Genomic DNA, 22,183 nt, shown 5'->3' on the forward strand with positions numbered 1-22,183 from the left:
CCGGGCGGGCCGTGGTGCTCCCGTCCGCGCCAGGCGGAGGGAAGTTCAGGGGCGCGCCGCTCTCGGGCGGGCGAGCGTGGAGACTGAGCGCATGGACACGACGCTGACCACGTACGACGGACCGGCCACGATCGAGGGGGAGGCCGTTCAGCTGCTGCGGCTGCGCGTCACCGAGACGCAGGACGACGGGGTCGTCTTCCCCGATGAGCCCGTGCGGCTGCTGCGCAGTTGGACGGCCGAGGCCGAGTTCCAGGCCGAGCCGAAGCTGGCCTGGATCTGGGCCAACCTTGAAGGCGGCGTGGAGATCCGGCTGCCGGACTGTGACGAGCCGGGCCGCGCGCTCATGACCGGGATGGACGTCCTGGACGGCGGCGGGTGGACGGTGTACTTCACCGGTACCGGAGCGCCGCCGATGTCCTAGCGGGCCCCGATCTGTTCGCGCGCGGGCTTGCGGCGGAGGTCCGGGTGCGCGGCGACGTGGCTGCGGGCCTCTGCCTGCCACCGCCGTACGAATGCGACTGCGCGCCGTCGGGCGGGCTCGTCGGTCGCGGCGGCCTGGCGGCGCTTCCACTCCCGGATCCGCCGCTCGATCGCCCGCTGACGCTGCGTGTCCGCGTACGTCGTCCCGGGCGTCGGGTGATGCGGCGGCCGGGTCGTCACCCCGGGCAAGTAGCCGGCCAGGCTGTGCCGGCAGTTCGGATGGAACAGGCCCGCCGCCCTGGCCTCGGTGAGGCTGCCGGCCACGTGCACCGCGACCGTCTCCGGCGGCCGGAGAGCAGCCCGCAGCCCGGTCGGCTGGATCGCCGCCTCCGCCCGGATCGTGCGCGGCCCGGACTCCGCTCCCAGGCTGAGGACTTCGCCCTCCCACGGGGCGCACAGCGGGCACTCCAACGGCGCGTCCGACACGACCACCAGGCCGACGCCGACCTCCGCGAGGGCGTCGATGTGCCCCTCGATCGCCGCGCGGGCGGTCACCGACCGGACGGCCATCTCGGCGTACGCGGCGAGCTCCCACGACCGGCCCGCCGCATCGGTGAAGCCGCTCACGCCCCGCTGCGCGAACCGGTCGAGCGCGTGCTGGGTCGCCTGCCTCCGGGTGAGACCGCCGAGGAGCACCGGCGACGACGCCCGGGTCACGATCGACCGGTAGACGTCGAGCACGGCACGCGTGATCCGCACGTACAGCGGGCGGGTGTCGTGCGCGTACGACGCGGCGAGCCGGTCGACTGCGGGCGCCCCGGGCAGGACGCGGCGGGCCTGAAGCTCGCGGCCGATGTCGAGCGTGCCGAGCTCGGCGACGGCGGCCTGCCGCCCGCGGCCGTACGCCTCGGCGAGCGCGCGGCCGACGGCGCCGGTCGCGTCCTGCTGGAGCGCGTTGGCGACGTCCTCGACGGCCTGGCGGAGGTCGCCGATGGATCGGAGCTTGATCTCCGCCCACAGAGGGCTGTCGATGCCGGCCATGAGCGCGGCCTGGAGCTTCTCCAGGAGCGCGAGCTCGGCCTCCGCGTACAGCGTGGCGATCGCCGCGGCGAGGTCCTCGGCGATGGCGGGGGATACGGGCATCAGGCCGCCTCCCCACCGCCCTGGTCGGCTGTGCTGCCGAAGAGCTGCTGACCGGTGGCCGTCGGGTCCGTGACGTCCTTGCCCGACTCGGCCCTGATGCGCCGGACTTCCGCGGCCTGCTCCTCGGCGGGCATCCCCGGGTTCACCAGGGCCACCAGGGTCTCGATGGACGCGGCTCCCGCGCGGGAGAGGAGATCGGCCGTCTCGGCGAGATACCGGCCGTCCTCCTGGACGGAGTCGGCGAACCGCACGACCGGGCGCTCCACCTCGACGGACGGCAGGCCGGGGAACAGCGGCGAGTTCTCCAGGACCAGGAGCGTCTCGGTGATCTCCGCAATCCCGATGGCCTCCAGCTCGGACTTCCGGCCCCGGGTGGACATGCTCCGCGAGGACCGCGCCTTGACCTCGGTGGCCGTGATGGCCGTGCCGTCGCTGTCGTCGCCGAACGTGGCCCCGGAGTAGCCGGCGTTGTGGACGACCCGGCCGACGAGGTCGACGATCGTCTCGCGGTGCTCCTGGAACCGGATGGCGAACTGGTTGAGCGTGATGCCCTTGCCGGACTCGGTCGGCGGGATGTTCATCTCGGTGAAGACGTCGCGGTCTTCCCAGGCCACGCCCTTCCCGGGGCCGAGGGACTGGAGGTAGCCGGACGGGACGAGGATGCGTGAGCGCGCGTGCCGGATGTCCCGCATCCAGCTCGTGTACGTCTCGTCGATCGCCGACAGGAACGGCTCCTGCCCCTGGAAGTCCGATGTGCCGAGGCTGTCGGCGCCGGGGATGTCGTGCCAGTCGGGCGCCGTCACGGAGTTCGGGATGTAGCTCGTCGCCAGGCGCTTCCCGATGGGCAGCACGATGACGGGCTGGTAGCTCTGGGTCTCCCGGAACGCGCCGAGGTCGACCGGCTTGCCGAGGTGGTCCTCGGTGCCCTCGTAGACGCCGTGCAGGATGACGCCGGGCTCGTGGCGCTCCAGGTGCCGGACGACCTTCTGTCCGTCGGTGCCGATGACCTGCCAGAACGTGACGGCCCGCAGTCGGCCGCCGAGGAACTCCGGCGCCGCGCCGTCGGCCCGGACGGCGGTGATCCATGGCCGGTCGCTGACCTCGGTGTCCCACATGAGCCGCAGGTAGCCGCCGCCGAGGGCGGCGGACATCTCCGCGCGCGCGAGGAGGGTCTGGCGGAGACCGGTCTCCATCAGGGTCTCCAGGCGTTCCCGCGTGGCCTTGTTCTTGGTGATGAGGGCGGGCGGCTCGGAGAACAGCAGGTCGGCGCTCGTGCGGGCGATGTCACGGGCGAGCGGCATGTGCAGGCCGTTCCGCTTCTCGCCCAGCGGGACCGGCTCGCCCCAGATGATCCGGGCCGCCATCCCGATGAGGCCGCCCCGGTACTGCGAGGGCCGGTTCGCGGGGCGGCCGTAGGGCCGACCGTGGTTGCCCCGGCGGTTGCTGTAGCGGTAGACGAGGCGGTCGGGGTTGGCGGAGTACCAGGCGGACCAGTCGGCCATGTCGGAGGCGACGATGGGGTTGATCGGGGGCCACGGTGCGTTCGTCTCAGGCAGCGGCATCGGGCACCTCCTCGTCTGGTGTCGGGTTCTCGATCGCCTCGGCGGCCGTGCGTCGGGCGTTGGCGAGCTCGGCGCGCAGGGCGGAGAGCTTCAGGGTGCCGTAGGGCATCGGCAGGGCGAGGTCGCCGATGAGGCATTCAGGGCCGCCCCCGACCCGCATGTAGAGCGGGAGGTGCAGCTGGTCGGAGCGGGTCACGCGGCCACCTCCAGCTTCGTGCGGATCAGTGGGCGCCACTCGTGCGCGGTGGAGTGCAGCGCGTACCGGAGGGCGTCCACGCTGTGGTCATCAATCTTGAGCGGGGCATCCTCGCCCTTGAGCGCGGCCTTCTCGTCCCACGCGTACGAGGGGAGCTCGCCGAGCAGGCCCTTGCACGAGCGGTGGATGGACAACACGTTCTGCCCCAGGGCGACGGACACGGACCGGATGCCGTCCTTCACCGTGTTGTCCGCCTTCGCCACCCCCGGAAGGCCGTCGGCCCACAGCTGCGTCATGAAGCTGGCGGCGCTCGGGTCGACGAACACCCACTGGGGCTGCACGCCCTTTACACCGCGGTGCTCGTACGAGGCGAGCCAACTGCGTAGGCCCTTGCTGTATTCGGCGTCGGTCAGCTGCCGGCGCGCGAGGCGGGAGTCGTGCCGGTACTCGCTCGCCGCGTACAGCCGGTTGTCGCTGCCGACGCCGACGAGGAGCGCGGCGAAGGGGTTGATCGTGCCGTAGTCGAGGCCGACGGCCATCCACCGGGTGATGTCCGGGAGCAGGTCGACGACGTGCTTCTTCTCGTCGAACATGTCGTAGACGACGCCCTCGGCCAGGCACCACTCGCCCAGGACGTAGCGGCGGTAGAAGAGGCCGGTGTACTCCAGCTTGAGTGACTCGACGTACGCCTCGGGAAGGTATGGGTTGTCGTCCAGGGAGAAGCTGAAGCGGTGCAGGTCGATGGCGGCCGGGTCCTGGGACTCGGCGAGCGTGCCGTCGCGCTGGAGGTGCAGCCGGGCGCGGTCGAGGAACCCCTTCTTCAGCCAGTGGTTCGGGCCCTCGGGGTTGGTCGTCCCGAACCACTGCGCGCCGTGGATGCTCAGGCGGGTGCCGAGCATCTTGAAGAACGTCTCGGGGAACGTGGTGACCTCGTCGAGGTACGCGCCCGCGAGGGTCATGCCCTTGATCTTCTCGGCGGCCCGCTCGTCGTTCGCGCCGGCGGTGTAGATCGTGCGGCCGAAGAGGATGAGCTCACCGGCGCCCGCCTTGTAGACGCAGCGCTGCGAGCCGACCATCTCGATGATCGGGTCGATGATGTTCCGCTTCAGGGTCCGCTCGGTCTTCCCGACCATGAGGAGCGGACCGGCGGGCCCCACCCGCACGTACTTCAGCCACACCAGGATCGAGCTGATCGTCTTGGACGAGCGGACCGCGCCCTCCCACAGGTTCCCGCGCGCGGTCGCGAGCATCGTGGAGCGGAGCTGCTTCCCGGCGAGGGCCTTGTACATGGCGCGCCCCCTCCTGGTCGGTCTACTCCGGCGGCGCGCCTCCGCCCATCATGTCTCGGAGCCAGGCGTCAACGGCCGCGAGGCCCTGCTGGTCGGTCTCGGCCGGGACCAGGCGCAGCGACTGCGCGGCGGCGGCGGTCGCCGCGGACATCAACGCCCGCTTGTCGGCGGCGAGCGGCTCGGGGATCTCATGGGAGTTGTAGGTGTGCTCCTTGCCGCCGAAGGAGTGGATGACGGCCGGCTCCCACATCTGCGCGGTCAGCCGGAGGGCGTCGTCGGCGAGGGCCTCGGCGAGGATGACGCGCTTCTCCTCCAGGTCCGCCTTCCGGGCGGCGGTGGCGGCCTCGGTGGCGGTCCGGTCGAAGGTCAGGTGCATGGCTGCGGCCTGGACGCTGATGGTCCGCCCGGAGCGGTCCAGTTGGCGGGCGATCTCGTTGCGGCTGAGGCCCTGCGCGTGGAGCTCGCGGATCCGGTCCCGGTCGGCGTCGGTGACGGGGTTCGTGTACTGGTTCTCTGCCATGGGTCACCTCCGGGGCGGGCTGGTCGATACGATCCGAGCCACGAGAAAGGGGTGGGGATGGGCAAGTTCAACGTGCGCCCGGACATCGACGCGGCGGCCGAGAAGGCCGGCCCGGCGCTCGGGTCGAAGCGCGAGATTCAGCAGCTGCCGAGCGTCTTGTGGGAGGGCGAGCACGTCGACAGTCTCGCCACCGGCGTCTACGGCGGCGGGAATGGTCTGGTCGCGCTCACGGACCGGCGGCTGGTTTTTTTCAAGCACGGGATCATGGGCCAGAAGCTGGAGGACTTCCCGCTCACCAACATCTCCTCCGTGCAGTGGACTGCCGGCCTGCTCATGGGCACGCTGTCGGTGTTCGCGTCGGGCAACCGAGCGGACATTAAGTCCGTGGCGAAAGCACAGGGCGAGGCGCTGTCCGGTCGGCTGCGGATGCTGCTGGCGACGCCGGCCACGCAGGCTGCCCCGGCCGTGGCGCCGGTCGGGGCGCCGGACGTGGCGTCGAGGTTGGCGACGTTGGAGCAGCTGCGGGCGGCCGGGGCGATCAGCGATGCGGAGTACGGGGAGCGCCGGGCGGCGATCCTGGCGAGCATCTGACGGTGGTCATGCCGAAGGCCCCGACTGGGTGTTGGTCGGGGCCTTCGGTGTGTTCGGAGTCCGGGCACGCCGGAGACGCCCCCATGATGGACGACGTCTCGACTTTTTGCAACTAGTTGCAAAAAGCGGGCGGGGGTGGGGCGGGGGCGCGCCAAGGCGGGCGGGGCGCGGCGGCGGGGTGGGGAGCAGCTTCCCCGGGGGCGGGGGCCCGGTGGGGCGGTGCGGGAGGGCCGCCCTCCGGGCCCTGGCGGGCCCTGCGGGTGAGTCCCGGGCGCCCTTCGGGCGCGTTCACCGGTACTCAGTCCGCGCAAGCGCGGACCGCTCTGGCCTGCGCCTTCGGCGCGCACCGGCCAGAGTTCGGGCCCCTGCGCCTCCGGCGCGCACGGGGCCCTCTGCCCACCGTCACCGCCCCACCGGGCCCCCGCCCCCGGGTGAAGTCCCCTTATGTGCAAGGGACTTCAATTCCAAGTGTTGCAAAACGCTACGGCATGGGTCATAATAGAGACACGAAGGCAGCAAGGGGCCGCAATCCCCAAGTCTTCGCAAACCAGCACAACTCAACAGAGAGAGGACGACATGTCCGACGAATACGACGAGACCGGCCAGAATCTGGTCATCTCCCTGGTCTCCGTCTACCGGATCATCCGGAAGGTCTGCGGACGGCTCCCCCTTCCGATCGAGCTGCCCGACGGCCCCGTGTACGACGGGGAGCTCACGATGCAGGCAGTCGGCCGCACGGTGTTCATCCTTCAGGACGCCCCCGTCGACGAGGAAATCCGCAAGGACCTCACCACCGCCTGCCTGATGTGGCTCGCCGCCTCCAAGGTGATCATGTGGTACCTGAGGTTCCCCGATGACCCGACCGCCGAGATTGAGGCCACGCACCTCATGGTCGCCGCAGGTGAAGCGGCCATCGACGCGGGAAGCGCCCTCCTGGAAAGCGAGACGGACGACTAGCCCCACCCGAAGCCCCCGGCATCCAGCCGGGGGCTTTCCCCGTTTCCGGCACGGACATCGACGGCCCTGCGGGCCGGGCCGCCCCCTGTGTGCCCTTCGGGCACGGGCGGCCAACAGCAGCAAGGAAGGCGGCCCCCTAAGTGCCCTTCGGGCACGGGCCGCTACACCCGCCCTGCCGGGCGGGGCGCTTCGCGCAGGGCCCTCCAAGGCGCTTCGCGCCGGGCCCGCCCCTGCGGGGCCAAGGAGCGCGCTCCGCGCGCGGTACCCAGGCGGCGCCCGGCGCTCATCGCCCGGCGCGCCGCCGGTACCCCTGGCGCCCCTTCAGGGCGTCCAGCACCGTCGCTCCCAGCCACACGTCCGCCCGGCCCCGTCGGCCGTCAGGGGCCGGCCACCGGCCCTTCGACTTGTCCGCCCGGATCGCGCCCGCGCTGACGCCCGTCGCAGCCTCGATCTCGGCGGCGCTGTACTCGCGGCGCGGCTCCAGCTCGACGGCCGGGCGCGCCAGGTGCTCGCTCACGACACGGTCGACGGCGGCCGGGTCGTACACGTACGCGCGCCCGCGCCTGCCGAGCGGCTCGGGCCACTCGGGGTGCGGGACCCAGTGGGTCGTCACGGTGGTCTCGGCCCGGCCGTACCGGGCGGCGATCTCCCGCACGGTCTCACCGGCGGGCGGCGGGGTGTCTACCATGGTGGTGTCGGTCTCCTCGTTGAGGCTGGTTGGCGACCGGTAGGGCATTGCGACGGGTGCGCGTGCGCGCCTGTGGGCTTTCGGGCCCGGCCCTGCCGGTCGTTTCTGCTGTCCGGGGTGAGAGTGAGGGGTGCCCCCCGGCTGGCTGCCGGGGGGCTGTGTCGGTTACTCCTTGCTGGTGTCCTCCTCGTTGTCGAGGTAGTCGAGCAGGCCCCTTCCGGCCGTTTCGATCAGGACCTCCAGCTCCAGCCGCGAGACGAAGTTGCCCCGGATCTCGATGTAGCGGCTGTAGAGCTTGGCCGCTGCGGTCCAGTTGATGGCCGAGCCCCAGATCAGCGACTGGTCCTCTTCGCCCATGTTGGGCTGGTCGCCGATGATCTCGATCAGCCGCTCGACCGCCGGGACGATCTCGTTGAGGTCGTACTCGACGACTCGGGGGAGCCGGACCGGGATCGGGAGGTAGAGGCAGATCAGCCGAAGCGTCTCGTAGACCTCGATCAGAGCCCTGGCGAGCGCCAGATTGGCGCGCTCGAACTCGTCGGACATGGTGTCCTCACTCTCTGTTGAGTTGTGCTGGTTCGAGGTGGTTCGGGGATTGCGGCCCCTCGCCCTCTCGTGTCTCTATTATGACCCATGCCATAGCGTTTTGCAACACTTGAGGAGAAGGGAAAGGCCCCAACCCGAACGGGCGGGGCCTCACCACCACCAACTACCCCCGGCGCCGCCAGTCGAACAGCCGCTCACCGGCACCCACACGCGCCGTCAGCCGCACCCCCGGCAACTCCGCCCGGTCCCCGCCCACAGCGGCCAGAAGCTCCACCACCGGGTACCGCTCCGGCTCCGTCGCATCCTCGGCGTCCGCCACGATCTCCGCCTCGTCGCCGACCAGCAGCAGTACCCGCACGTTCACGCGCTCGCTCATCTCAGAAGTCCTCTCAGGTGGTAGGTGGTCACGCAACCGCGTACGCGGCCAGCTGGCGGAGGGTCTCCTCCGTCGGCGCGTAGTCCTCGGTCCCGGGCTCGGCCCCCGCGTCGAGGAGCTCCTGGATCGCCGGCGGGACGGCGCCGGCGGCGGCCGGCCGCGCGGCGCCCGCGATGGGCAGGCGGCCCGCCGGGGGCGCGCCGTCGAGCAGGATCGCCGCGGCCCGGACCACGTCGGCCGGCTCCGGGACGACGCAGCCCACGATCAGGGGCTCGGCGCGCTGGAGGTGGCCCTCCTTGGACCCCGGGCCCCACTGCCAGCCCTCGACCTGGTTCCACAGCAGCGTAGCGCCGTACTCCCACCCGGCGGCGGTCGTGCGGTCCTCGTCCAGGGTGATCACGAGCTCCATGACCATCACGACGCCGTTGTCCGAGCTGTACTCGGTCCAGGAGCCCTCGGCGTCGAGCATCCCGTCGGCCTCCAGGGCCTCCATCACGGCGGCGGCGTACGGGTCGTGGGGCAGGTGCGTGTAGTTCATCGGCTGCTCCTCGCAGTCGTAGGGGTGGTAGTGCGGCTGGCGCATCAGGCGCCCGCCTTCAGGACGCGGAGGTACCGGCCGACGGTGTCGGGCGGCGCGGCGCGCCCCTGAACCTTGCTGACGTAACGGACGATGTCCGTCTGCTCGCGGAGCCCCGAGTCCCACGCGATCTTGACGGCGTCCTTGGTGGTGACCGTGGTGATCGGGAGAGGGAGCACCGTGGCGTCGTCCGGGACGTCGTCCGGGTCCGCCTCGTCGGCCGACCGAAGTGCCGCCTCGACAGCCGCGGCCCGGCGGTCCTCCCGTGCGAGCTGGCGGGTGGCCGCGCCGAGCGACAGGCGGGCGCCGATCTCCCCGCGCTTGAGCGTCACCCACTGCTGCGTACGGGAATCGAGCGGCGTCGCCTGGTGGTCGAGGACGAGCGTCCACAGCCCCTTCGCGCCACCGGACAGCACGGCGCCAAGGACACCGACCGTGAAGGTGTCGACGATCCAGCCGTGCACGCAGACGGCGGCCATGTCGGCGGCGAGGAAGAGGTGGCCGGCGGCGCGCGGGCGCCGGACCCTGGCCGGGTCGTAGCGGGCGAGCCACTCCAGCGCCATGCAGACGATCCACCCGGCGCTGAAGCCGGTGGCGGCGGCGTACGCGATGCCCGGCTCGGAGACGGCGCGGGCGAGGAGGTCGCCGATGGACGCGGTCGACCAGACGATGACGATGCCGAGGCCCGCGATCACGACGACGAGGGCGCCGGTGAGGACGATGTGGTCCCAGTCGCGCGGCGGGGCCGGGACCACGACCGCGTACTCCTCGGTGACCATCTTGGTCTCGCCGTTGACGGTGTGCGGGACGAGCCGCTCGCGCTGCTCGGTGCGCGTGCGCATCAGGCCCCCTGCTCGTGGTCGACGGTGTGGACGAGGGTGCGGAGCGCGTGGTCCAGGTCGACGGCCGCGAAGTACAGGGCGATCCGGCTGTGGATGTTCGCGCCCTGGTGCCGCGCGAGGGCGTCACGGGCGATGCGGAGGGCGGCGTCGAGCGGCAGCGGGGCGGCCGGGGTGTGGACGGTCGGGTCGTGGAGCGGCTCGGGGGGCAGGGCCGGGGCAGCCGGCTGCGGCCGGCGGCCGAAGACGCGGGGGATGCGCATCAGGCGCCGGCCTTTCCGGCGACGCTGCGCAGGCGCTGGGCGTACGTGCCGCGGTGCTCGTTGTGGTGGGGCGTCGGCATGAGCTTGAGGAGCCGCGCGGTGAGCTCCTCGGCGAAGGCGCTGTCGAGGGTGGCGTGGGCCTTGGCGTAGCTGCTGGCGAGGTACTGGCGGGACGCCTCGACCATGTAGTCCCCGGGGCGGGTGTCCGCGAGGTACTCGGCGATGGCGGTGATGAGGGCGCTGGCCGTGGTCCGGACGAGGGTGTCGTGGCGGGCCTGGCGGAGGGCGTCGTCCTGCTGGGTGGGGTGGGCGCGGTCAGCCACGGCGGGCCCCCGTGGTGGTGTGGTCGGCGATGACGGGGAGGGTGTAGCCGTCGAGCTCGGTGGCGGGGTCCCAGTCGGTGGTGATGTCAACGGTGGCGAGGCCGGGGAGGCGGGTGGTGACGGTGGCCTCGACGATGGAGTACGTGGTGCCGTCGGAGACGGTGCGGGTGACCTGCGCGAGGGAGAGCCGGCCGCCGACGCGGGCGTAGACGTCCTGGAGGCTGCGGATGTCCCAGACGGTGACGCGGGTGGGGGTGTCGCCGGGGTCGATGGCGTGGGTGCCGCGGAGGCCGAGGCCCTGGCGGACGCGGGCGGCGAGGAGGGTGCGGGCGCGGTCGCGCTGGGGGCAGAGGCGGGTACGGGTACGGTTGGGCATGGCCTTCTCCTGGTCTGATCAGGGGTGGGCGGGCCCCGGCTGGAGGTGCGAACTCCGGCCGGGGCCGCGTTGTGCGTCAGCGCCAGTCGATGCCGGGCGGCGCCGTGTATGCCGCGGAGGTCATCGAGCCGTTCCGCAGCGCGCGGATGATGCGCTCCTGCGGGTGCTGCATGCGGTAGAGGGTCACGGCCGCGATCTCTGCGGCCTGCGGGGTGTCGGCGTAGGTGGTGTAGTCCTCCCAGCCGGTCGTGGTCTCCAGGGTGACCTTGAACGCTCGGGTGATCATTCGGGACTCCTCAGCTATGCGCCGCTTACGTCAACCAGCTTGGCCAATGGACTTGGCTATTGTCAAGTGGGTTGGCCTATCCGGTTGGCTGATCGCGTGGCATCATGTCCGCCATGGACACCACCACCCTGGACACGCTGACCCGGCGCTACCGCCGCGCCGAGACGGCCTTGGACGAAGCGCGGGCCGCGCTCGCCACGGAGGTGGTGCGGCTGCTCGCCGCTCACGACGAGCGGGGTGCGCAGGCGGAGATCGCACGGCGCACGGGCTGGTCGCGCGAGCAGGTGCGCCAGGTGGTGAAGGCAGCCGCGGCGAAGGCGCGCGAGGGCGAGGAGTGACCGGCGTGGATCTGGTGGAGTTCCTGAACGCCCGCCTCGACGAGGACGGGCGGGTCGCTCTCGCCACGGCCGTCAGTCGTGGCACTCCTGCCTGTTACGTGTGGGAAGCCAGCCCCGAGGCGGGGCGCGCCAGCGAGTGGGAGGTGTGGACCGAGGAGAGGTGGCGGATCGTCCCGGGGCAGACGGAGGCGGATGCCACCCACGTTGCCCGCCACGATCCGGCGCGGGTCCTCGCCGAGGTCGACGCCAAGCGGCGGATCTTGGAGTTGCATGGCCCGGCCGAGTACGAGTACTCCGACGTGGACATCTGCTCGACGTGCGATCGGGGCGGCCCGCTGCCGCACCCGTGCCCGACGCTGCACCTGCTGGCCCTGCCGTACGCCGACCACCCCGACTACGACGAGGCGTGGCGCCCGCAGTAGCCGCGCAGGCGAGCCCCCACTTCCGCCGACGTGCTGGAGGTGGGGGCTCTGTGCTGTCTACGCCTGTCCGGCGCCGTCCGGATGCGTCCGGGCCTGTCCGGGCGGAGGGTGGAGGGTATGGGCGATGAGCAGCCGCACGTCGTGGTGATGCCGCCGGACCCGGAAGGTGGGCGGGCGGTCCGGATCGGCGACCAGATCGCGGGTAGGGCGTTCAAGTTCGAGGACCTGATGGAGTTCCTGCGCCGGGCCGGGTGGCTGGAGGAAGCGGGCTGGCCGCCGATCGAATGGCGCGGCGGCGACCCCAAGGCATGGCCGGCAGATCCGCGCGAGCCGTGACCGACCGGCTGTCCCGCAGGTTGGTCTGCCCGTGGACACTGCCGAGCCCGTCACGGGCACCTATCCGCCAGACGACCGCCAGCCGCTGCTCACCCTGCACGAAGCCCGGCGGGTGGTTGCGCTGCTGCTGCACTTCGAGGACGACACCGATGAGGGCCGCGAGGCCGGCCAGCTCGCCGTCGACCTCGCCTGTCGGCTCCCCGCCGAATAGGCCCTGCTCTTCTTCACCGTTCCCAGGTCGCCCGTCGTCCCGCGTCCGTCACCGAGATGGGCCGACCCGTCCGTCCGTCCTCCCACCTCCACGGGCCGCGGGCTTCGTCGTACTCGGGCACGGGCTCCTCGGCGCCGATCTCGACGAATCCCCGGCTGATGGCGTCGTACATGGTCGCGTCTCTGACCGAGCCGCAGTAACGGAAGATGGGGGCATAGAGGACGCTGTCGAGGACGACGATGCCGCGGTGGCTGCCGACGCCGGTGATGACCCAGGCGGAGGCGGGCGTGATGGAGAAGGGCAGGATGCGGAGAAGGCGGCCGAGGCCGGTCGGGGCGCGGTACATGCGGGCCCTTTCGCTGGGTGGTGTGGGGACCGTATCGACGGCGCCGGGGGACGGTCTGGTCCTCAGGCCCAAGGGAGCGGTGGGCTGAGTCACACCGGCAGTCCGGATCCGCCCGGATCCAGGGCGGATTCGCTCCGGATCAGGGCGGATCGCAGGTCAGGCCGCGACCACCCCGCCCTCGTGCCACAGCGCCCCGCACGCCCCGCACTGCGCCACCGGCTGCGTGCCGGCCCCGCCGTGGACGGTGATCGTGCCGCCGCACGCGCACGGGTGCGTGGCCGCGAGCTCCCGCTTGCCGTCGGCCAGGTCGAGGACGCCCTCGACGCGGGCGAGCGCGCCGGCTGCGACCCGGTCGAGGTGCCGGTGCTGGTCGGCGGACAGCGGCCGGAACGGTCCGGACCGTCCGGCGGATCGTCCGGACAGCCACAGAGCAGCGCGGACAGCGGTTCGGCCCTGCTGCGGCTGCCACCGCCGAGGGTCGCAGGCGTCGGCGCGGGCGGCACGGATCCGGCGCGCCCGGTCCTCCCAGGCGAGGCGCTCCCCGCGGGTGCGGGCGTACGCGGCGCGGGCGGGGGCCGGCGGCTGCATCGGGGCTCGCTGGATCGCGCGGGCGAGCTGGTCGGCGGTGTCGAGGAGGACGGCCTCGACCGCGCGCATGGTGTCGTGGACGCGGAGGTTGAGCGGGACGGGCCGGGTGCCGAGCTGCTCGGGGGATCGCTCCAGGGCGCGGCGGGCCGTGTTGTAGGCGGCCGGGTCGTCGATGTCGAGGCGCTCCATGGCCTGGAGGTAGCCGCGGAGCTCGACCGGGGGCCACGAGTGCTGCGTGGGGGCGGCGAGCGCGTCCTGGAGCTCGGGCCAGAGGCGGGCGATCTGCTGGAGCTGCTGGGCGGTGGTGAGGGTGGGGTTGTTCATGGTGCGCTCCGTGGGATGGGTGCTGCGGCGGTACGGTGGTCGCACCGGATGGGGCGTGCCTGGCCTGGCGAGGTTCGTGGAGGCGCGCCCCTTCGTCGTGCTCAGGGGTGGGTGGCTCGGATGGTCGGGCGCCGGTTCGTGCGGGCCTCGGCCGTGACGGTGAAGCCGGCCCGGCGCAGCGTGGCTGCGTACTGGTCGAGGTGTGCGGGTTCGTCGGGGCCGTCGTGGTGGATGCGGGTGGTGTGCGGGCTGGCCTGGCTGACGCGGTGGCCGGGTGTCCAGGCGGGCCCGCGGTCGCTGCTGGGGTGGCCGGCGGTGATGAGCTGGCTGGCGATGTCGGCGGCGTAGATGCGGCGGGTCATCGTGGCTCCTTCGTGGTGGCGCAGTTCAGGGGCGCCGGGCAGTCGTGGGGGATGTCAGGGGTCCCGTCGCGGCCCCACTGCCGGCAGGCGTCGCAGTAGGACCAGCCCTCGGCGACGATGTCGGCGTAGCCGTACGGCGTGCCGTCGGGGTGGACCGGGCGGGCGCCGGGCGTGCGGACGACGATGGCCTCGCGGATGGCGTCAAGGGCCGCGTCCCATCCGGTCGCCTGGGCGCGGGCGGGCAGGCTCCACGGAAGCCGGCCGGGCGCCCGCCGCACCGCGAGCGCCCGCGCGGTGGCCGCAAGGGCCTGGTCCCGCTCGCCCGCGAGCATGGGCACGATGTGCGTCTGCCAGTGCCGCAGCTCGATGCCGAGGCGGCGGCGCTGCTCGGCCTGGTCGTCGCGGTCGTGCTCGGTCTCGACGATCGCGGCCTCGGCGGCGACGAGTTGGTCGTCGCGCTGCTGGAGGGCGCGCTCGACGCCGATGAGGGAGGAGCGGAGGGCGTCGGCGGCGGCGAGCTCGGCGCGGGTGTGCTCGACGAGGAGGAGGACCTCGGTCGGGGTGAGTCGGTCGATGCGGTTGAGGAGGTCGAGGAGGGTCCGGCGGCGGGCGGCGCGGTCGCGGGCGCGGGTGCGTCTGGCGGCGCGCAGGCCGGAGGGGGCGTCCGAGGCGTCATCCATCAGGGGCTCCAGGTGGTCACGACTGGCTGGTGAGGTGCCAGCCGCCGCAGCGGGAACAGCGGTAGGCGCGGCGTTCGCGGCGCCGGCCGATGCCGGTGTCGATGCGGGCGAGGGCGAGCTTGGCGGCGATGGCGTCGCGGTGGCGGAATTTGCCGGTGCGGCAGGTGCTGGGTGTTCTCCGGCGGCGGGTCACTGCTGCTCCTGCTGCTCGTCGAGGGCGGTGCGGATGCGGCGGGCGATCGCGGCCTGGGTCCAACCGGCGCGGTCGAGGTCGGCGGCATAGGCGCGGACGCGTTCGGTGGCGGCCTCGGCCTGCTTCGCTCGCTCCAGCCGTTCGACAGCGGCGTCGTACCAGTACTGCACCGCTTCTTCGGCCTTCTTCGTCCATGCCTTCCACGCGTCGCGGTCGGCGACGTGGCGGAGGGTGCCCTCGCCGAGGGCTTGGGCGCGGTCGCGGGCGCTGTGCCAGCAGGAGCGGTAGCGGTCCCGCTCGGCCTCGGCCTGCTCCAGGTCGGCGTACAGCTGGTCGAGGGCGTCCGAGGTGATCGTGTCGGCGGTGTGCCGGTCGGGCTGGGTCACTGGTCGGCTCCGGTCTCCAGGACATAGCCGCTGCGCCGCGGCTGGCCGGTCTTGGTCCTCGGCGTGGTGTACATGCGGTTGACGAGGACCTGTCGGGGCCGCTTGCCGGTGGTGGCGTCGACGACGTGAGCGCGGGCGTCGCCGGGAGTGTAGGCGGTGACGCGGAACCGGATGGTTTCGCGGTGGTCGGCGGAGCGGTAGGTCTGGCCGGGCTGGATCTGGGTGGTCACAGGAGGTCTCCTGTCGGGACGCTTTCGACGGGCCGGTCGTGGGGGAGGTTGGGCCGGCCGATGGGTCGGGCGCATTCGGCGAGGGGTGTGATGCGTGGGGCGTGGAGGTCGAGGTGGGCCTGCTCGTCGGCGGTGAGGGGTGGCTCGGTCACCGGTCGATCAGGCCCTGAAGCCACCGCGCGTCCTCCGGTGCCACGTGCTGGCCGTCGGCCGGCTGCACGAGGAGGTAGACGGGCTGGCCGTCGCCGTCGCGCTGGGGGCCGACGCGGACGCCCCAGGTGCAGCGGTCGGGCGAGCCGTGGCCGTCGATGCAGTGCAGGCACGGGAGGTCGTTCTCAACCTCGGTCTCCTCGAAGTCGAGCCAGACGATCTGGGTGGCGCCGCCGTGGCCGTGGACGGCGACAGCGTCTTCGAAGCGGTCCCAGTGAACGGCGCTGGGCCGGTCGCCGCGCCAGCGGATGTCGGCGCTGCCGTCGGGCCAGAGGATGCCGTCTGCGACGTGGCCGGTGCCGGAGACGCCGGTGATGTCGGTGGTGCGCTGGAGGTAGAAGCGGCGGGGGACGGTGGTGGTCATCGGGCACTCCTGTGCTTGAGGTTGTGGATGGTCCGGCAGCAGATGGCGGCGGTGAGGAGGGAGGCGGGCGGCCACCAGGCGAGGAGCTCCTGCCACCAGGTCACGACTCGGCCCCGGCGGCGAGACGGCGGAGCTCGGTCGCCATGCGGCGGGTGGCTGCGCCTTCGACCTCGGTGTCGCGGTCCAGTTCGCTGTACTCGGCGCGGATCTCTTCGTCCATCTGGGCCTGCAGCTTCTCGATGAAGTCGGCGGCCTCACGGAGGGCGGCGGCGCGCGTCTCGCTGTCGTGGTTGGTGGGCGCAACCGGCACGGCGGCGGGGACGGCGGTCGGCGGTGCGAGGTCGTCTCGGAGGGCGGCGGCCCGCTCGGGGTCGAGCTCCAGCCAGTACGGCGCGCGGTCGGGCCCGGAGAGGCAGACGGCGGCGGCCGGCTGTCCGGCGGCGGTCAGCGGGCCGAAGAAGCGCTGGACGTCCCGGCGCAGCATGGGTGCCATATCGCCGGCCGAGGGCAGCATCACGCGGTCACCGTCGTGCGTCTCGTCGGTGAGGTGCCACACCTCGGCGTCACGGTCGGTGTACTCCGGCCAGGGCAGCGGGACGCCGCTGTTCGTGGACTCGCAGATCTCGGCGACGATGTCGTCCGGGATGGTGGCTGCGCCGAGGCGGAGCGCGCGGGCCATGGGGTGCTCGGCGGCCGGCTGTCCGGCGGCTTGGCGGGCGGCGTCCCGGACCTCGGGGTCCTGCGCCAGGTGCTCCGCGAGGTACTGCCTCGCCTGCGCAAGACGGAGAACGTCCCAGCAGGCGACACCGTTGAAGGCGACGAGCGAGTCGTAGATGCGGGCGGTCAGCTGGTCGGCGGTCTGGTCGGTCATGGTCAGGCTCCTGATCGTGTGGAAGGCTCGGGGTGGCCGTCCGCCCGCGCTGCCTGCGGGCGGACGGCTTGCGTGCGGGGTCAGGCGGACGGCTGCTGGACAGCGGACTTCAGGTGAGCGAAGAACAAGGCCGCCTCGTCCGGGTAGGTATCGGTGCCCTCGTCCTCGCTGCACACGGTCTGCTTGTGCAGGTCGTAGTCGAAGATCGCCAACCATCGGCGAAGGGCGGTCTCGACGGCGTGGACGTCAACGCTGATGCGGTCGGTCATGGCTGCTCCTGTGGGTTGGGTGGAACCGGATGAGGTCAGGCGGCGGGCTGGCCGTCGAGGGCGAGTTGGCCGGCGGCTTCGCGGGCGGCGCGGCGGGTGGCTGCGGCGGTCTGGCGGTGGTGGTCGCGGTCGTAGTGGAGGTGGCAGCCCTGGCACATGGCACGGAGGTTGGCCGGGTCGCAGTTCTCGGGGGTGTGGTCGAGGTGGGCCACGGTGAGCACGACTCGGGAGCCGGTTCCGTAGGCGGTGCCGCCGTTCTCGTTGGGGCACCGGCCGGTGTGGGTGCCGCGGCCGCACTCGCCGAGGCACTCGCACCGGCCGCCGGCGCGCTCGGTGCGGATGTCGAGGCTGATCTGGGGCCAGTTGGGCGGGTAGCGGTGTCGGTTCTCGGGGCGGATGGGCATGTGGGTCTCCTTCAGGCGCCGATGGGCGCGGTGCGGCGGACGGGCGTGAACGCGCGGGCCCAGCTACGGAGCCGACGCTTCGTGTCGTCCCCGCCGCCGCTGTGCCACCAGAGCCAGGCGAAGTACGCTGCGACGCCCGCGAAGACCCCTGCTAGCGGCGGGTTCTCCGGGATCCGGGCGGCTGCGGCGAGGGCGTTGGCGATGCAGCTGGCGCCCGCGCCCGTCTTGCGGTCGTGGGGGCGCAGCAGGATCAAGGCGAGTGCGCAGGCTTGGGCGCAGAGGCTGGCGGGGGTGAGGAGGATGGCGATCATGTGGTGGTCTCGCTGTCTGCCGCTGGCGGCATCGGCTCGATCGTGGTGATGGTCGTGCGGCGGACGACGCGGAACTCCCGCCGGACGGCGGACTCCGCAGCGGTCGCGCAGTAGGCAAGGGCCTCAACCGGGTTGGTGAGCGGGCCCGACCACGGAGACCACACGTCCGAGCGGAGGCGCGCCTCGACGACCCAGCGGGTCTCGATCGGGTGCGCCTCGTCGAGCGCCCCGGCCGGCAGGACCTCGCGGCGGATGTAGACGGCGACCGCGGCGGTGAGCGCGCCGACGAGGTCGGGCGCCGCCTGCGGGTCGCCGAGCCGGACCGGGGTGTCGCGAAGCGTCCGGGCGATGACCTGGGCGAGCGGGCCGAGCTCGGCGAGGGCCGGATCGGTCCGGGCGTGGTCCGGACCAGTCCGGGCGCGGCCCGGGGCGCTCACTGCGTACCGTCCTGATCAGCGCGGACCGCCGGATCCGGCGTCCGGACCGCTGTCCGGGCCGCCTTCGCCGCGTCGCACGCCCGGCCCGACGCGGCTCGGCACTCCGGGCGGTCGCCGTGGAACCGCGGCACGCCGCACGCCGGGACGCCCGGCTCCGGGACCGGGCCGACCCACGTCCACCGGGACTCATCGGTCTCGATCGGCTCCCCGCAGTGCGCGCACACCATCGGGTGCGGACGGCACTGAAGGTCCCGCTCCCACATCGCACACAGGCTCACGATGCGCACCAGGAGCGCGCGGAGCACGGCCGGGTCGACGGCGGCAACGACGACCGCGGTCATCATCTCCAGCTGCTGCGCCCACGTGAGTACGCCGTCGCGGTGGGCGATCTGCCCGTCCTGGTACAGCTCCTCAGCGAAGCCGGCGCGGGCGCTGTCGGTGCCGTCGGGGAACGACGGCTCGCCGTACGTGGTGAGCGTGCTCCGGACCTCGATGTCGAGGCTGCGGGCGAACGAGGCCAGGCCCGGGGCGGTGAAGAAGACGGGATCCATGCTGCTGCTCCTCTGGGTCAGGCCGACTTGGGGTTCTTGCGGATCGTTGCCACCGCCGGGTCGGCGGCCTGGACGGTCTCCCGCAGCCGCGGCGACACCCGGAACCGGACCTCCTGCCGCGCCGGCACCAGCACCGTGCCGCCGGTCTGCGGGTTCCGCCGGGCGCGCGCCGTCCGCTGCACCGGCACGAAGGCGCCGAAGTTGGAGACCGCGACGCCGATGCCGCCGGTGATCGACCGGGTGATGACCTCCAGGACGGCGTCGACCGCGCGGACGCCGTCGCGCTGGGAGACGCCGAGCTGGGCGGCGACGAGGTGGCCGAGCGCGGTCTTGTTGATCGAGGTGGGCGTGGTGCTCATGGTGGGTTTCTCCTGGGTGCGAGAGGGGCGGGGAACCGAGGGCGCCGGGTCAGGCGGCGTCGGTGTCGTGTTGGAGGCAGGTGTCGTATCCGCGGTCGAGTCGGTAGCCGTGGAGGGGTTGGTTGCAGACGGTGCAGCGGGGGGTGTTGGGGGTGGTGTTTTTCTCGTCCTCCCCTGCACCTCCCCCCTCCCTAGAGGGGGAGCGGGGGGAGGGAGGTTTTGTAAGGGCATCCCCCGGACCTCCCCCGGCTTGTGGGGGGATGTCTGACCTGGGGTTTTCGGTGACCTCCCTGGACCTCCCTCCGGATTCGTGGGGAGGTTGGTTGAAATCTGTACGGGGGAGGTTTCGGGGGAGGTCATTTCGGGTGCAATCGGACAGTGATTCATCGGCCGTGCCGGGGATGGCTGTGTCTGTCCATGTATGGGCGCCCGATTCGCCCTCCCCTGTCCCGGTTTGCGGGGCGCGGGACTTACGGATGCGGAGGGCTTCCTCGATCTTCGGCTTCCCGAGCTTGATGTTCTCGCCGGTCAGCCACCGGGAGACCCGGATCTGGCCCCAGTCGAGCGGGATGCCGGCCTTGTCGAGGACCGTGACGAGCCACTCCGGCGATCCGGCCTCGATGGGCGGGCGCGCCATGGTGTCGAGGGACTCCAGGACGACGGAGGTGACGGGGCGCCCGTCGGGCTTGGTCTCGCCGTCGAGGGTGACGACCTTGAGGCCGAACTGGAGGTCTTCGCCCTCCTCGTCGTCCTTCTGCTTGCCGACCTTGAAGGTGACGATGATGTTGGCGGCGTTGTCGCCCTTCTTCGACACGTGGAACTCGGACTGGAGCGCGCCCTTGGCGGCGGAGGCGCCACGGCCGTGCTCGCCGATGTGGCCGGTGTGGTGGATGACGAGGACGCACGCCTCGGTGGCGCGGCGGAGGTCGTCGAGGCGCTCGACGACGATGCCGAGCTCGGTGTTGGAGTTCTCCTCGACGCCGACGGAGACGCGGGCCTGGGTGTCGATGATGATGAGCGCGGGCTCCAGGCGGCGCATGGCCTCGATCCACAGGTCCCACTCCGGGCCCCGGGTCTGGACCGGGCGGGGCAGGAAGAGGACGTTGTCCATTTTCAGGCCGTGGTGCTTCTCCCAGGCCCGGACGCGCTTGCGGATACCGCGGTGGCCCTCGGCGACGAGGTAGACGACGGTGCCCTGGGTGACGTGGTGGCCGTGCCAGGACTTGCCGGTCCCGACGTGGGCGGCGATGTCGATGGTGGCGAAGCTCTTCATGTGCCCGGAGGGGCCGATGATCCGGGCGAGGGTGTCGCGGTGGAGGAGGTCGCCGACGAGGGGTTCGAGCGTCGGCATGCTGTCGAGGGCGCTGGTGTCGAGGAGTTCGGCGAGGAGCGCGTCGACGGGGTCGCCGGAGCGGCCGGCGGCGCGTTCGCGCTGCCGCTGGAGGTAGTCGTCGATGAAGGTGACGATGTGCTGCGGTTCGGCGTCGGGCTTGTGGGAGTACTGGGTGATGAGGCGGCCGAACTCTCCGGCGGCGCGGAGGTCGGCGGCCTCGCGGACCATCTCGGCGAAGTGGTCAGGTGCCGGCCAGTGGTATTCGAGGAGCGAAGCGAGGTAGGGGACTCCGCCGACGCGGTGAAGGTCTCGGCGTGCCTCCAGGGCCTTCCTGAGCGTCACGGGCTCGGTGGGCTGGCCCGTGTCGTAGAGGTGGCAGAGCGTGTTCCAGATCAGTTCGTTGTTGGGCTTGTAGAAGTCGGCGCCGCTGATGATGTTGCGGAGGAGGGGGATGTGGCGCGGCTGGTGGATGCAGCTGCCGAGGACGTACGCCTCGGCTTCCGGGTTGTTCGGGGGCACCCGGGCGAAGTCGTCGTTGTCCGCCGTCTCGCGGTTCATCTGGCGGACGTTGTCCACGGGGTGCTCCTCAGAACAGGGTGGTCGGCGCGGCGGTGCAGCGGTGTTCGGTGACGTGTCGATGTGGGCAGTCGGGCGGGTGCCAGCGGGACAGCCAGCGGAGCCGGGGGGTTCCGTGGCGGGTCTGGACGAGGCACCAGATGAGCCGGTTCGGGGTCCGTACCGCGGCCTGCTGCTCGGGGGTGAGCGGCGTGAGGTCGGCGGTGATCCGGAGGGCGGCCCGGTCGCCTACCCACTGGGCGAGGACGGGGGCCGCGCACGACGGGCACCGGGAGTCGGCGGCGCCCGCCGCACGCGGCCGGCTCATCAGGCCGGGGTGCCGTTCATGATCGGCTGCTCGATGTCGGCGCCGACCTTCTCGACGACGTCGGCGAACGCCTTGCGGATCACGTCGCCGGGGCGCTCCAGCTTGTAGCCGAGGGCGAGGCCGCCGTCCTTGCCGATGCGGTACCGGAAGCGGGCGGTGAGCTGGTAGCCCGCGCTGCCCTCGAACGGGACCAGGCCGATGACGAAGGTCTCGGGTACGGTGAGCTGCCCGCGCTGCCCGGCCTTGGCCTGCGTCGTCTCGACGTACTGGAACTGCCGCTGACCGGAGGCGAGGCGGGTGGAGTTCTGCCACTCGACCTTCGTGGCGCCCTGGATGGACTGGGCGATCTCCAGCATCTCGGCGGCGGACGGCTCCAGGAGCTCGGGGAGGTGGTCCTCCAGGAACTCGGCGAACTGCTCCTGCTGCATCAGCCGGCCGTCGAGCTCCAGCCACTGCGCCCACGACTCCGTCTTGCGGAGGCCGAGGGTGAGCCGGTGGCCGGACCAGCGGGCGGTGTCGGCGGTGTGGGCGTCGAGGACCGCGGTGACGGTGAGCCGGTCGGCGTCGGCGTAGACCTCGGTGTCCGGGTCGGCGTGCTTGGTGAAGTAGGCCGCGAAGGAGACGGCGTCTCGGACGGTGGTGGTGCCGGACTTCCGGGCCGGGATGCCGGTGTGGTCGGGGCCGGTGAGGTCGACGGTGCGGATGCCGTCGCCGGTGCGGAGCACGTGGTACTTGCCGGTCTCCAGGGCGACCGGGGCGGCGGCCTGCTGGGCGACGGCGACGAGGCTGCGGACGTTGTCGGTGGTCTCGATGGTCATGGGGG

General features: G+C 72.3%; 40 protein-coding genes. 7 read left to right on the forward strand and 33 right to left on the reverse strand.

The window, feature by feature from the left end; all coding sequences use genetic code 11:
• The first annotated feature begins 91 nt into the window (after window positions 1-91).
• Window positions 92-421: a hypothetical protein gene (locus AB0C99_RS15780; protein WP_362475135.1), complete on the forward strand. Its 330-nt coding sequence runs from the start codon at window positions 92-94 to the stop codon at window positions 419-421.
• Here the strand turns inward: AB0C99_RS15780 and AB0C99_RS15785 are convergent.
• The 5 genes from AB0C99_RS15785 to AB0C99_RS15805 are packed head-to-tail and all read right to left on the reverse strand — an operon-like array spanning window position 418 to window position 5,130.
• Window positions 418-1,563 (reverse strand): phage minor capsid protein, encoded by a 1,146-nt coding sequence (locus AB0C99_RS15785; protein WP_362475137.1) that lies wholly within the window; start codon window positions 1,561-1,563, stop codon window positions 418-420. The genes AB0C99_RS15780 and AB0C99_RS15785 overlap by 4 nt on opposite strands.
• A complete protein-coding gene (locus AB0C99_RS15790) occupies window positions 1,563-3,125 on the reverse strand; it encodes a capsid protein (RefSeq protein WP_362475139.1) in 1,563 nt (520 codons plus the stop codon). The genes AB0C99_RS15785 and AB0C99_RS15790 overlap by 1 nt, the downstream gene beginning before the upstream one ends.
• Window positions 3,112-3,321, reverse strand: a complete 210-nt coding sequence (locus AB0C99_RS15795) for a hypothetical protein (RefSeq protein ID WP_362475140.1) — start codon at window positions 3,319-3,321, stop codon at window positions 3,112-3,114. Before AB0C99_RS15795 ends, AB0C99_RS15790 begins: the two co-directional genes overlap by 14 nt.
• Window positions 3,318-4,610 (reverse strand): PBSX family phage terminase large subunit, encoded by a 1,293-nt coding sequence (locus AB0C99_RS15800; RefSeq protein ID WP_362475142.1) that lies wholly within the window; start codon window positions 4,608-4,610, stop codon window positions 3,318-3,320. Before AB0C99_RS15800 ends, AB0C99_RS15795 begins: the two co-directional genes overlap by 4 nt.
• Window positions 4,611-4,632: 22 nt before the next feature.
• Window positions 4,633-5,130: a helix-turn-helix domain-containing protein gene (locus AB0C99_RS15805; protein WP_362475144.1), complete on the reverse strand. Its 498-nt coding sequence runs from the start codon at window positions 5,128-5,130 to the stop codon at window positions 4,633-4,635.
• Window positions 5,131-5,187: 57 nt separating this feature from the next.
• On the opposite strand from AB0C99_RS15805, the gene AB0C99_RS15810 reads away from it, so the two are divergent.
• Together AB0C99_RS15810 and AB0C99_RS15815 are read left to right on the forward strand one after the other, a co-directional pair.
• A complete protein-coding gene (locus AB0C99_RS15810; RefSeq protein ID WP_362475145.1) occupies window positions 5,188-5,721 on the forward strand; it encodes a PH domain-containing protein in 534 nt (177 codons plus the stop codon).
• 576 nt (window positions 5,722-6,297) lie between these two features.
• Complete coding sequence (locus tag AB0C99_RS15815; RefSeq protein WP_362475147.1) at window positions 6,298-6,678, forward strand: hypothetical protein; 381 nt, start codon at window positions 6,298-6,300, stop codon at window positions 6,676-6,678.
• Between the two features lie 283 nt (window positions 6,679-6,961).
• Here the strand turns inward: AB0C99_RS15815 and AB0C99_RS15820 are convergent, their stop codons facing one another.
• From AB0C99_RS15820 to AB0C99_RS15860, 9 genes are all read right to left on the reverse strand, one after another.
• Window positions 6,962-7,366: a hypothetical protein gene (locus tag AB0C99_RS15820; protein WP_362475149.1), complete on the reverse strand. Its 405-nt coding sequence runs from the start codon at window positions 7,364-7,366 to the stop codon at window positions 6,962-6,964.
• Between the two features lie 165 nt (window positions 7,367-7,531).
• On the reverse strand, window positions 7,532-7,912 hold the full coding sequence (locus tag AB0C99_RS15825) for a hypothetical protein (RefSeq protein ID WP_362475150.1): 381 nt from the start codon (window positions 7,910-7,912) through the stop codon (window positions 7,532-7,534).
• A 163-nt stretch (window positions 7,913-8,075) separates the two neighbouring features.
• Entirely contained in the window at window positions 8,076-8,288 is a 213-nt protein-coding gene (locus AB0C99_RS15830; protein WP_362475152.1) for a hypothetical protein, read from the reverse strand.
• A 28-nt stretch (window positions 8,289-8,316) separates the two neighbouring features.
• Window positions 8,317-8,871, reverse strand: coding sequence for a hypothetical protein (locus tag AB0C99_RS15835; protein ID WP_362475154.1), 555 nt, complete (start codon window positions 8,869-8,871; stop codon window positions 8,317-8,319).
• Window positions 8,871-9,707 carry a protein transporter Sec31 gene (locus AB0C99_RS15840; RefSeq protein WP_362475156.1) on the reverse strand — a complete coding sequence of 279 codons (837 nt, stop codon included), beginning with the start codon at window positions 9,705-9,707 and terminating at the stop codon, window positions 8,871-8,873. Before AB0C99_RS15840 ends, AB0C99_RS15835 begins: the two co-directional genes overlap by 1 nt.
• Window positions 9,707-9,967 (reverse strand): hypothetical protein, encoded by a 261-nt coding sequence (locus tag AB0C99_RS15845; RefSeq protein WP_362475158.1) that lies wholly within the window; start codon window positions 9,965-9,967, stop codon window positions 9,707-9,709. The genes AB0C99_RS15840 and AB0C99_RS15845 overlap by 1 nt, the downstream gene beginning before the upstream one ends.
• Complete coding sequence (locus tag AB0C99_RS15850) at window positions 9,967-10,290, reverse strand: hypothetical protein (protein ID WP_362475160.1); 324 nt, start codon at window positions 10,288-10,290, stop codon at window positions 9,967-9,969. Before AB0C99_RS15850 ends, AB0C99_RS15845 begins: the two co-directional genes overlap by 1 nt.
• Window positions 10,283-10,666, reverse strand: a complete 384-nt coding sequence (locus AB0C99_RS15855; RefSeq protein WP_362475162.1) for a hypothetical protein — start codon at window positions 10,664-10,666, stop codon at window positions 10,283-10,285. Before AB0C99_RS15855 ends, AB0C99_RS15850 begins: the two co-directional genes overlap by 8 nt.
• Window positions 10,667-10,742: 76 nt before the next feature.
• The gene (locus AB0C99_RS15860; protein WP_362475164.1) at window positions 10,743-10,952 is read right to left on the reverse strand and encodes a hypothetical protein; all 210 of its coding nucleotides are present in this window, start codon (window positions 10,950-10,952) and stop codon (window positions 10,743-10,745) included.
• Window positions 10,953-11,056: 104 nt separating this feature from the next.
• Between AB0C99_RS15860 and AB0C99_RS15865 the strand changes: the two genes are divergently transcribed.
• The 4 genes from AB0C99_RS15865 (at window position 11,057) to AB0C99_RS15880 (ending at window position 12,259) form a co-directional block, all read left to right on the forward strand.
• Window positions 11,057-11,290, forward strand: a complete 234-nt coding sequence (locus tag AB0C99_RS15865; RefSeq protein ID WP_362475166.1) for a hypothetical protein — start codon at window positions 11,057-11,059, stop codon at window positions 11,288-11,290.
• 5 nt (window positions 11,291-11,295) lie between these two features.
• Window positions 11,296-11,712 (forward strand): DUF6221 family protein, encoded by a 417-nt coding sequence (locus AB0C99_RS15870; RefSeq protein ID WP_362475167.1) that lies wholly within the window; start codon window positions 11,296-11,298, stop codon window positions 11,710-11,712.
• A 117-nt stretch (window positions 11,713-11,829) separates the two neighbouring features.
• Entirely contained in the window at window positions 11,830-12,048 is a 219-nt protein-coding gene (locus AB0C99_RS15875) for a hypothetical protein (RefSeq protein WP_362475169.1), read from the forward strand.
• A gap of 31 nt (window positions 12,049-12,079) precedes the next feature.
• A complete protein-coding gene (locus AB0C99_RS15880) occupies window positions 12,080-12,259 on the forward strand; it encodes a hypothetical protein (protein ID WP_362475171.1) in 180 nt (59 codons plus the stop codon).
• 13 nt (window positions 12,260-12,272) lie between these two features.
• Here the strand turns inward: AB0C99_RS15880 and AB0C99_RS15885 are convergent, their stop codons facing one another.
• The 19 genes from AB0C99_RS15885 to AB0C99_RS15975 all read right to left on the reverse strand — a co-directional run bounded on the left by AB0C99_RS15885 (window position 12,273) and on the right by AB0C99_RS15975 (window position 22,178).
• Window positions 12,273-12,605, reverse strand: a complete 333-nt coding sequence (locus AB0C99_RS15885) for a hypothetical protein (RefSeq protein WP_362475173.1) — start codon at window positions 12,603-12,605, stop codon at window positions 12,273-12,275.
• 156 nt (window positions 12,606-12,761) lie between these two features.
• Window positions 12,762-13,517, reverse strand: a complete 756-nt coding sequence (locus AB0C99_RS15890) for a hypothetical protein (protein ID WP_362475175.1) — start codon at window positions 13,515-13,517, stop codon at window positions 12,762-12,764.
• Between the two features lie 101 nt (window positions 13,518-13,618).
• Entirely contained in the window at window positions 13,619-13,879 is a 261-nt protein-coding gene (locus tag AB0C99_RS15895) for a hypothetical protein (protein ID WP_362475177.1), read from the reverse strand.
• Window positions 13,876-14,559: a hypothetical protein gene (locus AB0C99_RS15900; RefSeq protein WP_362475178.1), complete on the reverse strand. Its 684-nt coding sequence runs from the start codon at window positions 14,557-14,559 to the stop codon at window positions 13,876-13,878. The genes AB0C99_RS15895 and AB0C99_RS15900 overlap by 4 nt, the downstream gene beginning before the upstream one ends.
• Window positions 14,560-14,575: 16 nt before the next feature.
• Entirely contained in the window at window positions 14,576-14,752 is a 177-nt protein-coding gene (locus AB0C99_RS15905) for a hypothetical protein (RefSeq protein ID WP_362475180.1), read from the reverse strand.
• Window positions 14,749-15,138: a hypothetical protein gene (locus AB0C99_RS15910; RefSeq protein ID WP_362475182.1), complete on the reverse strand. Its 390-nt coding sequence runs from the start codon at window positions 15,136-15,138 to the stop codon at window positions 14,749-14,751. The genes AB0C99_RS15905 and AB0C99_RS15910 overlap by 4 nt, the downstream gene beginning before the upstream one ends.
• Complete coding sequence (locus tag AB0C99_RS15915) at window positions 15,135-15,368, reverse strand: hypothetical protein (protein WP_362475184.1); 234 nt, start codon at window positions 15,366-15,368, stop codon at window positions 15,135-15,137. The genes AB0C99_RS15910 and AB0C99_RS15915 overlap by 4 nt, the downstream gene beginning before the upstream one ends.
• A complete protein-coding gene (locus AB0C99_RS15920) occupies window positions 15,365-15,520 on the reverse strand; it encodes a hypothetical protein (RefSeq protein ID WP_362475186.1) in 156 nt (51 codons plus the stop codon). Before AB0C99_RS15920 ends, AB0C99_RS15915 begins: the two co-directional genes overlap by 4 nt.
• Window positions 15,517-15,942 carry a hypothetical protein gene (locus AB0C99_RS15925; protein WP_362475187.1) on the reverse strand — a complete coding sequence of 142 codons (426 nt, stop codon included), beginning with the start codon at window positions 15,940-15,942 and terminating at the stop codon, window positions 15,517-15,519. Before AB0C99_RS15925 ends, AB0C99_RS15920 begins: the two co-directional genes overlap by 4 nt.
• A gap of 100 nt (window positions 15,943-16,042) precedes the next feature.
• Window positions 16,043-16,813, reverse strand: a complete 771-nt coding sequence (locus tag AB0C99_RS15930; RefSeq protein WP_362475189.1) for a hypothetical protein — start codon at window positions 16,811-16,813, stop codon at window positions 16,043-16,045.
• Window positions 16,814-16,893: 80 nt separating this feature from the next.
• On the reverse strand, window positions 16,894-17,082 hold the full coding sequence (locus AB0C99_RS15935; RefSeq protein WP_362475191.1) for a hypothetical protein: 189 nt from the start codon (window positions 17,080-17,082) through the stop codon (window positions 16,894-16,896).
• Between the two features lie 35 nt (window positions 17,083-17,117).
• A complete protein-coding gene (locus AB0C99_RS15940) occupies window positions 17,118-17,486 on the reverse strand; it encodes a hypothetical protein (RefSeq protein WP_362475193.1) in 369 nt (122 codons plus the stop codon).
• An 11-nt stretch (window positions 17,487-17,497) separates the two neighbouring features.
• Window positions 17,498-17,797, reverse strand: a complete 300-nt coding sequence (locus tag AB0C99_RS15945; protein WP_362475195.1) for a hypothetical protein — start codon at window positions 17,795-17,797, stop codon at window positions 17,498-17,500.
• Window positions 17,794-18,234 (reverse strand): hypothetical protein, encoded by a 441-nt coding sequence (locus AB0C99_RS15950; protein ID WP_362475197.1) that lies wholly within the window; start codon window positions 18,232-18,234, stop codon window positions 17,794-17,796. Before AB0C99_RS15950 ends, AB0C99_RS15945 begins: the two co-directional genes overlap by 4 nt.
• Window positions 18,231-18,785: a hypothetical protein gene (locus AB0C99_RS15955; protein ID WP_362475199.1), complete on the reverse strand. Its 555-nt coding sequence runs from the start codon at window positions 18,783-18,785 to the stop codon at window positions 18,231-18,233. The genes AB0C99_RS15950 and AB0C99_RS15955 overlap by 4 nt, the downstream gene beginning before the upstream one ends.
• A 17-nt stretch (window positions 18,786-18,802) precedes the next feature.
• Entirely contained in the window at window positions 18,803-19,144 is a 342-nt protein-coding gene (locus AB0C99_RS15960) for an HU family DNA-binding protein (protein WP_362475201.1), read from the reverse strand.
• 49 nt (window positions 19,145-19,193) lie between these two features.
• Complete coding sequence (locus AB0C99_RS15965) at window positions 19,194-21,053, reverse strand: AAA family ATPase (protein ID WP_362475203.1); 1,860 nt, start codon at window positions 21,051-21,053, stop codon at window positions 19,194-19,196.
• A gap of 10 nt (window positions 21,054-21,063) precedes the next feature.
• A complete protein-coding gene (locus tag AB0C99_RS15970; protein ID WP_362475205.1) occupies window positions 21,064-21,360 on the reverse strand; it encodes a hypothetical protein in 297 nt (98 codons plus the stop codon).
• On the reverse strand, window positions 21,360-22,178 hold the full coding sequence (locus tag AB0C99_RS15975) for a DUF2303 family protein (protein WP_362475207.1): 819 nt from the start codon (window positions 22,176-22,178) through the stop codon (window positions 21,360-21,362). The genes AB0C99_RS15970 and AB0C99_RS15975 overlap by 1 nt, the downstream gene beginning before the upstream one ends.
• Window positions 22,179-22,183 lie beyond the last annotated feature (5 nt).

It is taken from the genome of Streptomyces sp. NPDC048659, assembly GCF_040650575.1.
GTDB lineage: Bacteria > Actinomycetota > Actinomycetes > Streptomycetales > Streptomycetaceae > Streptomyces.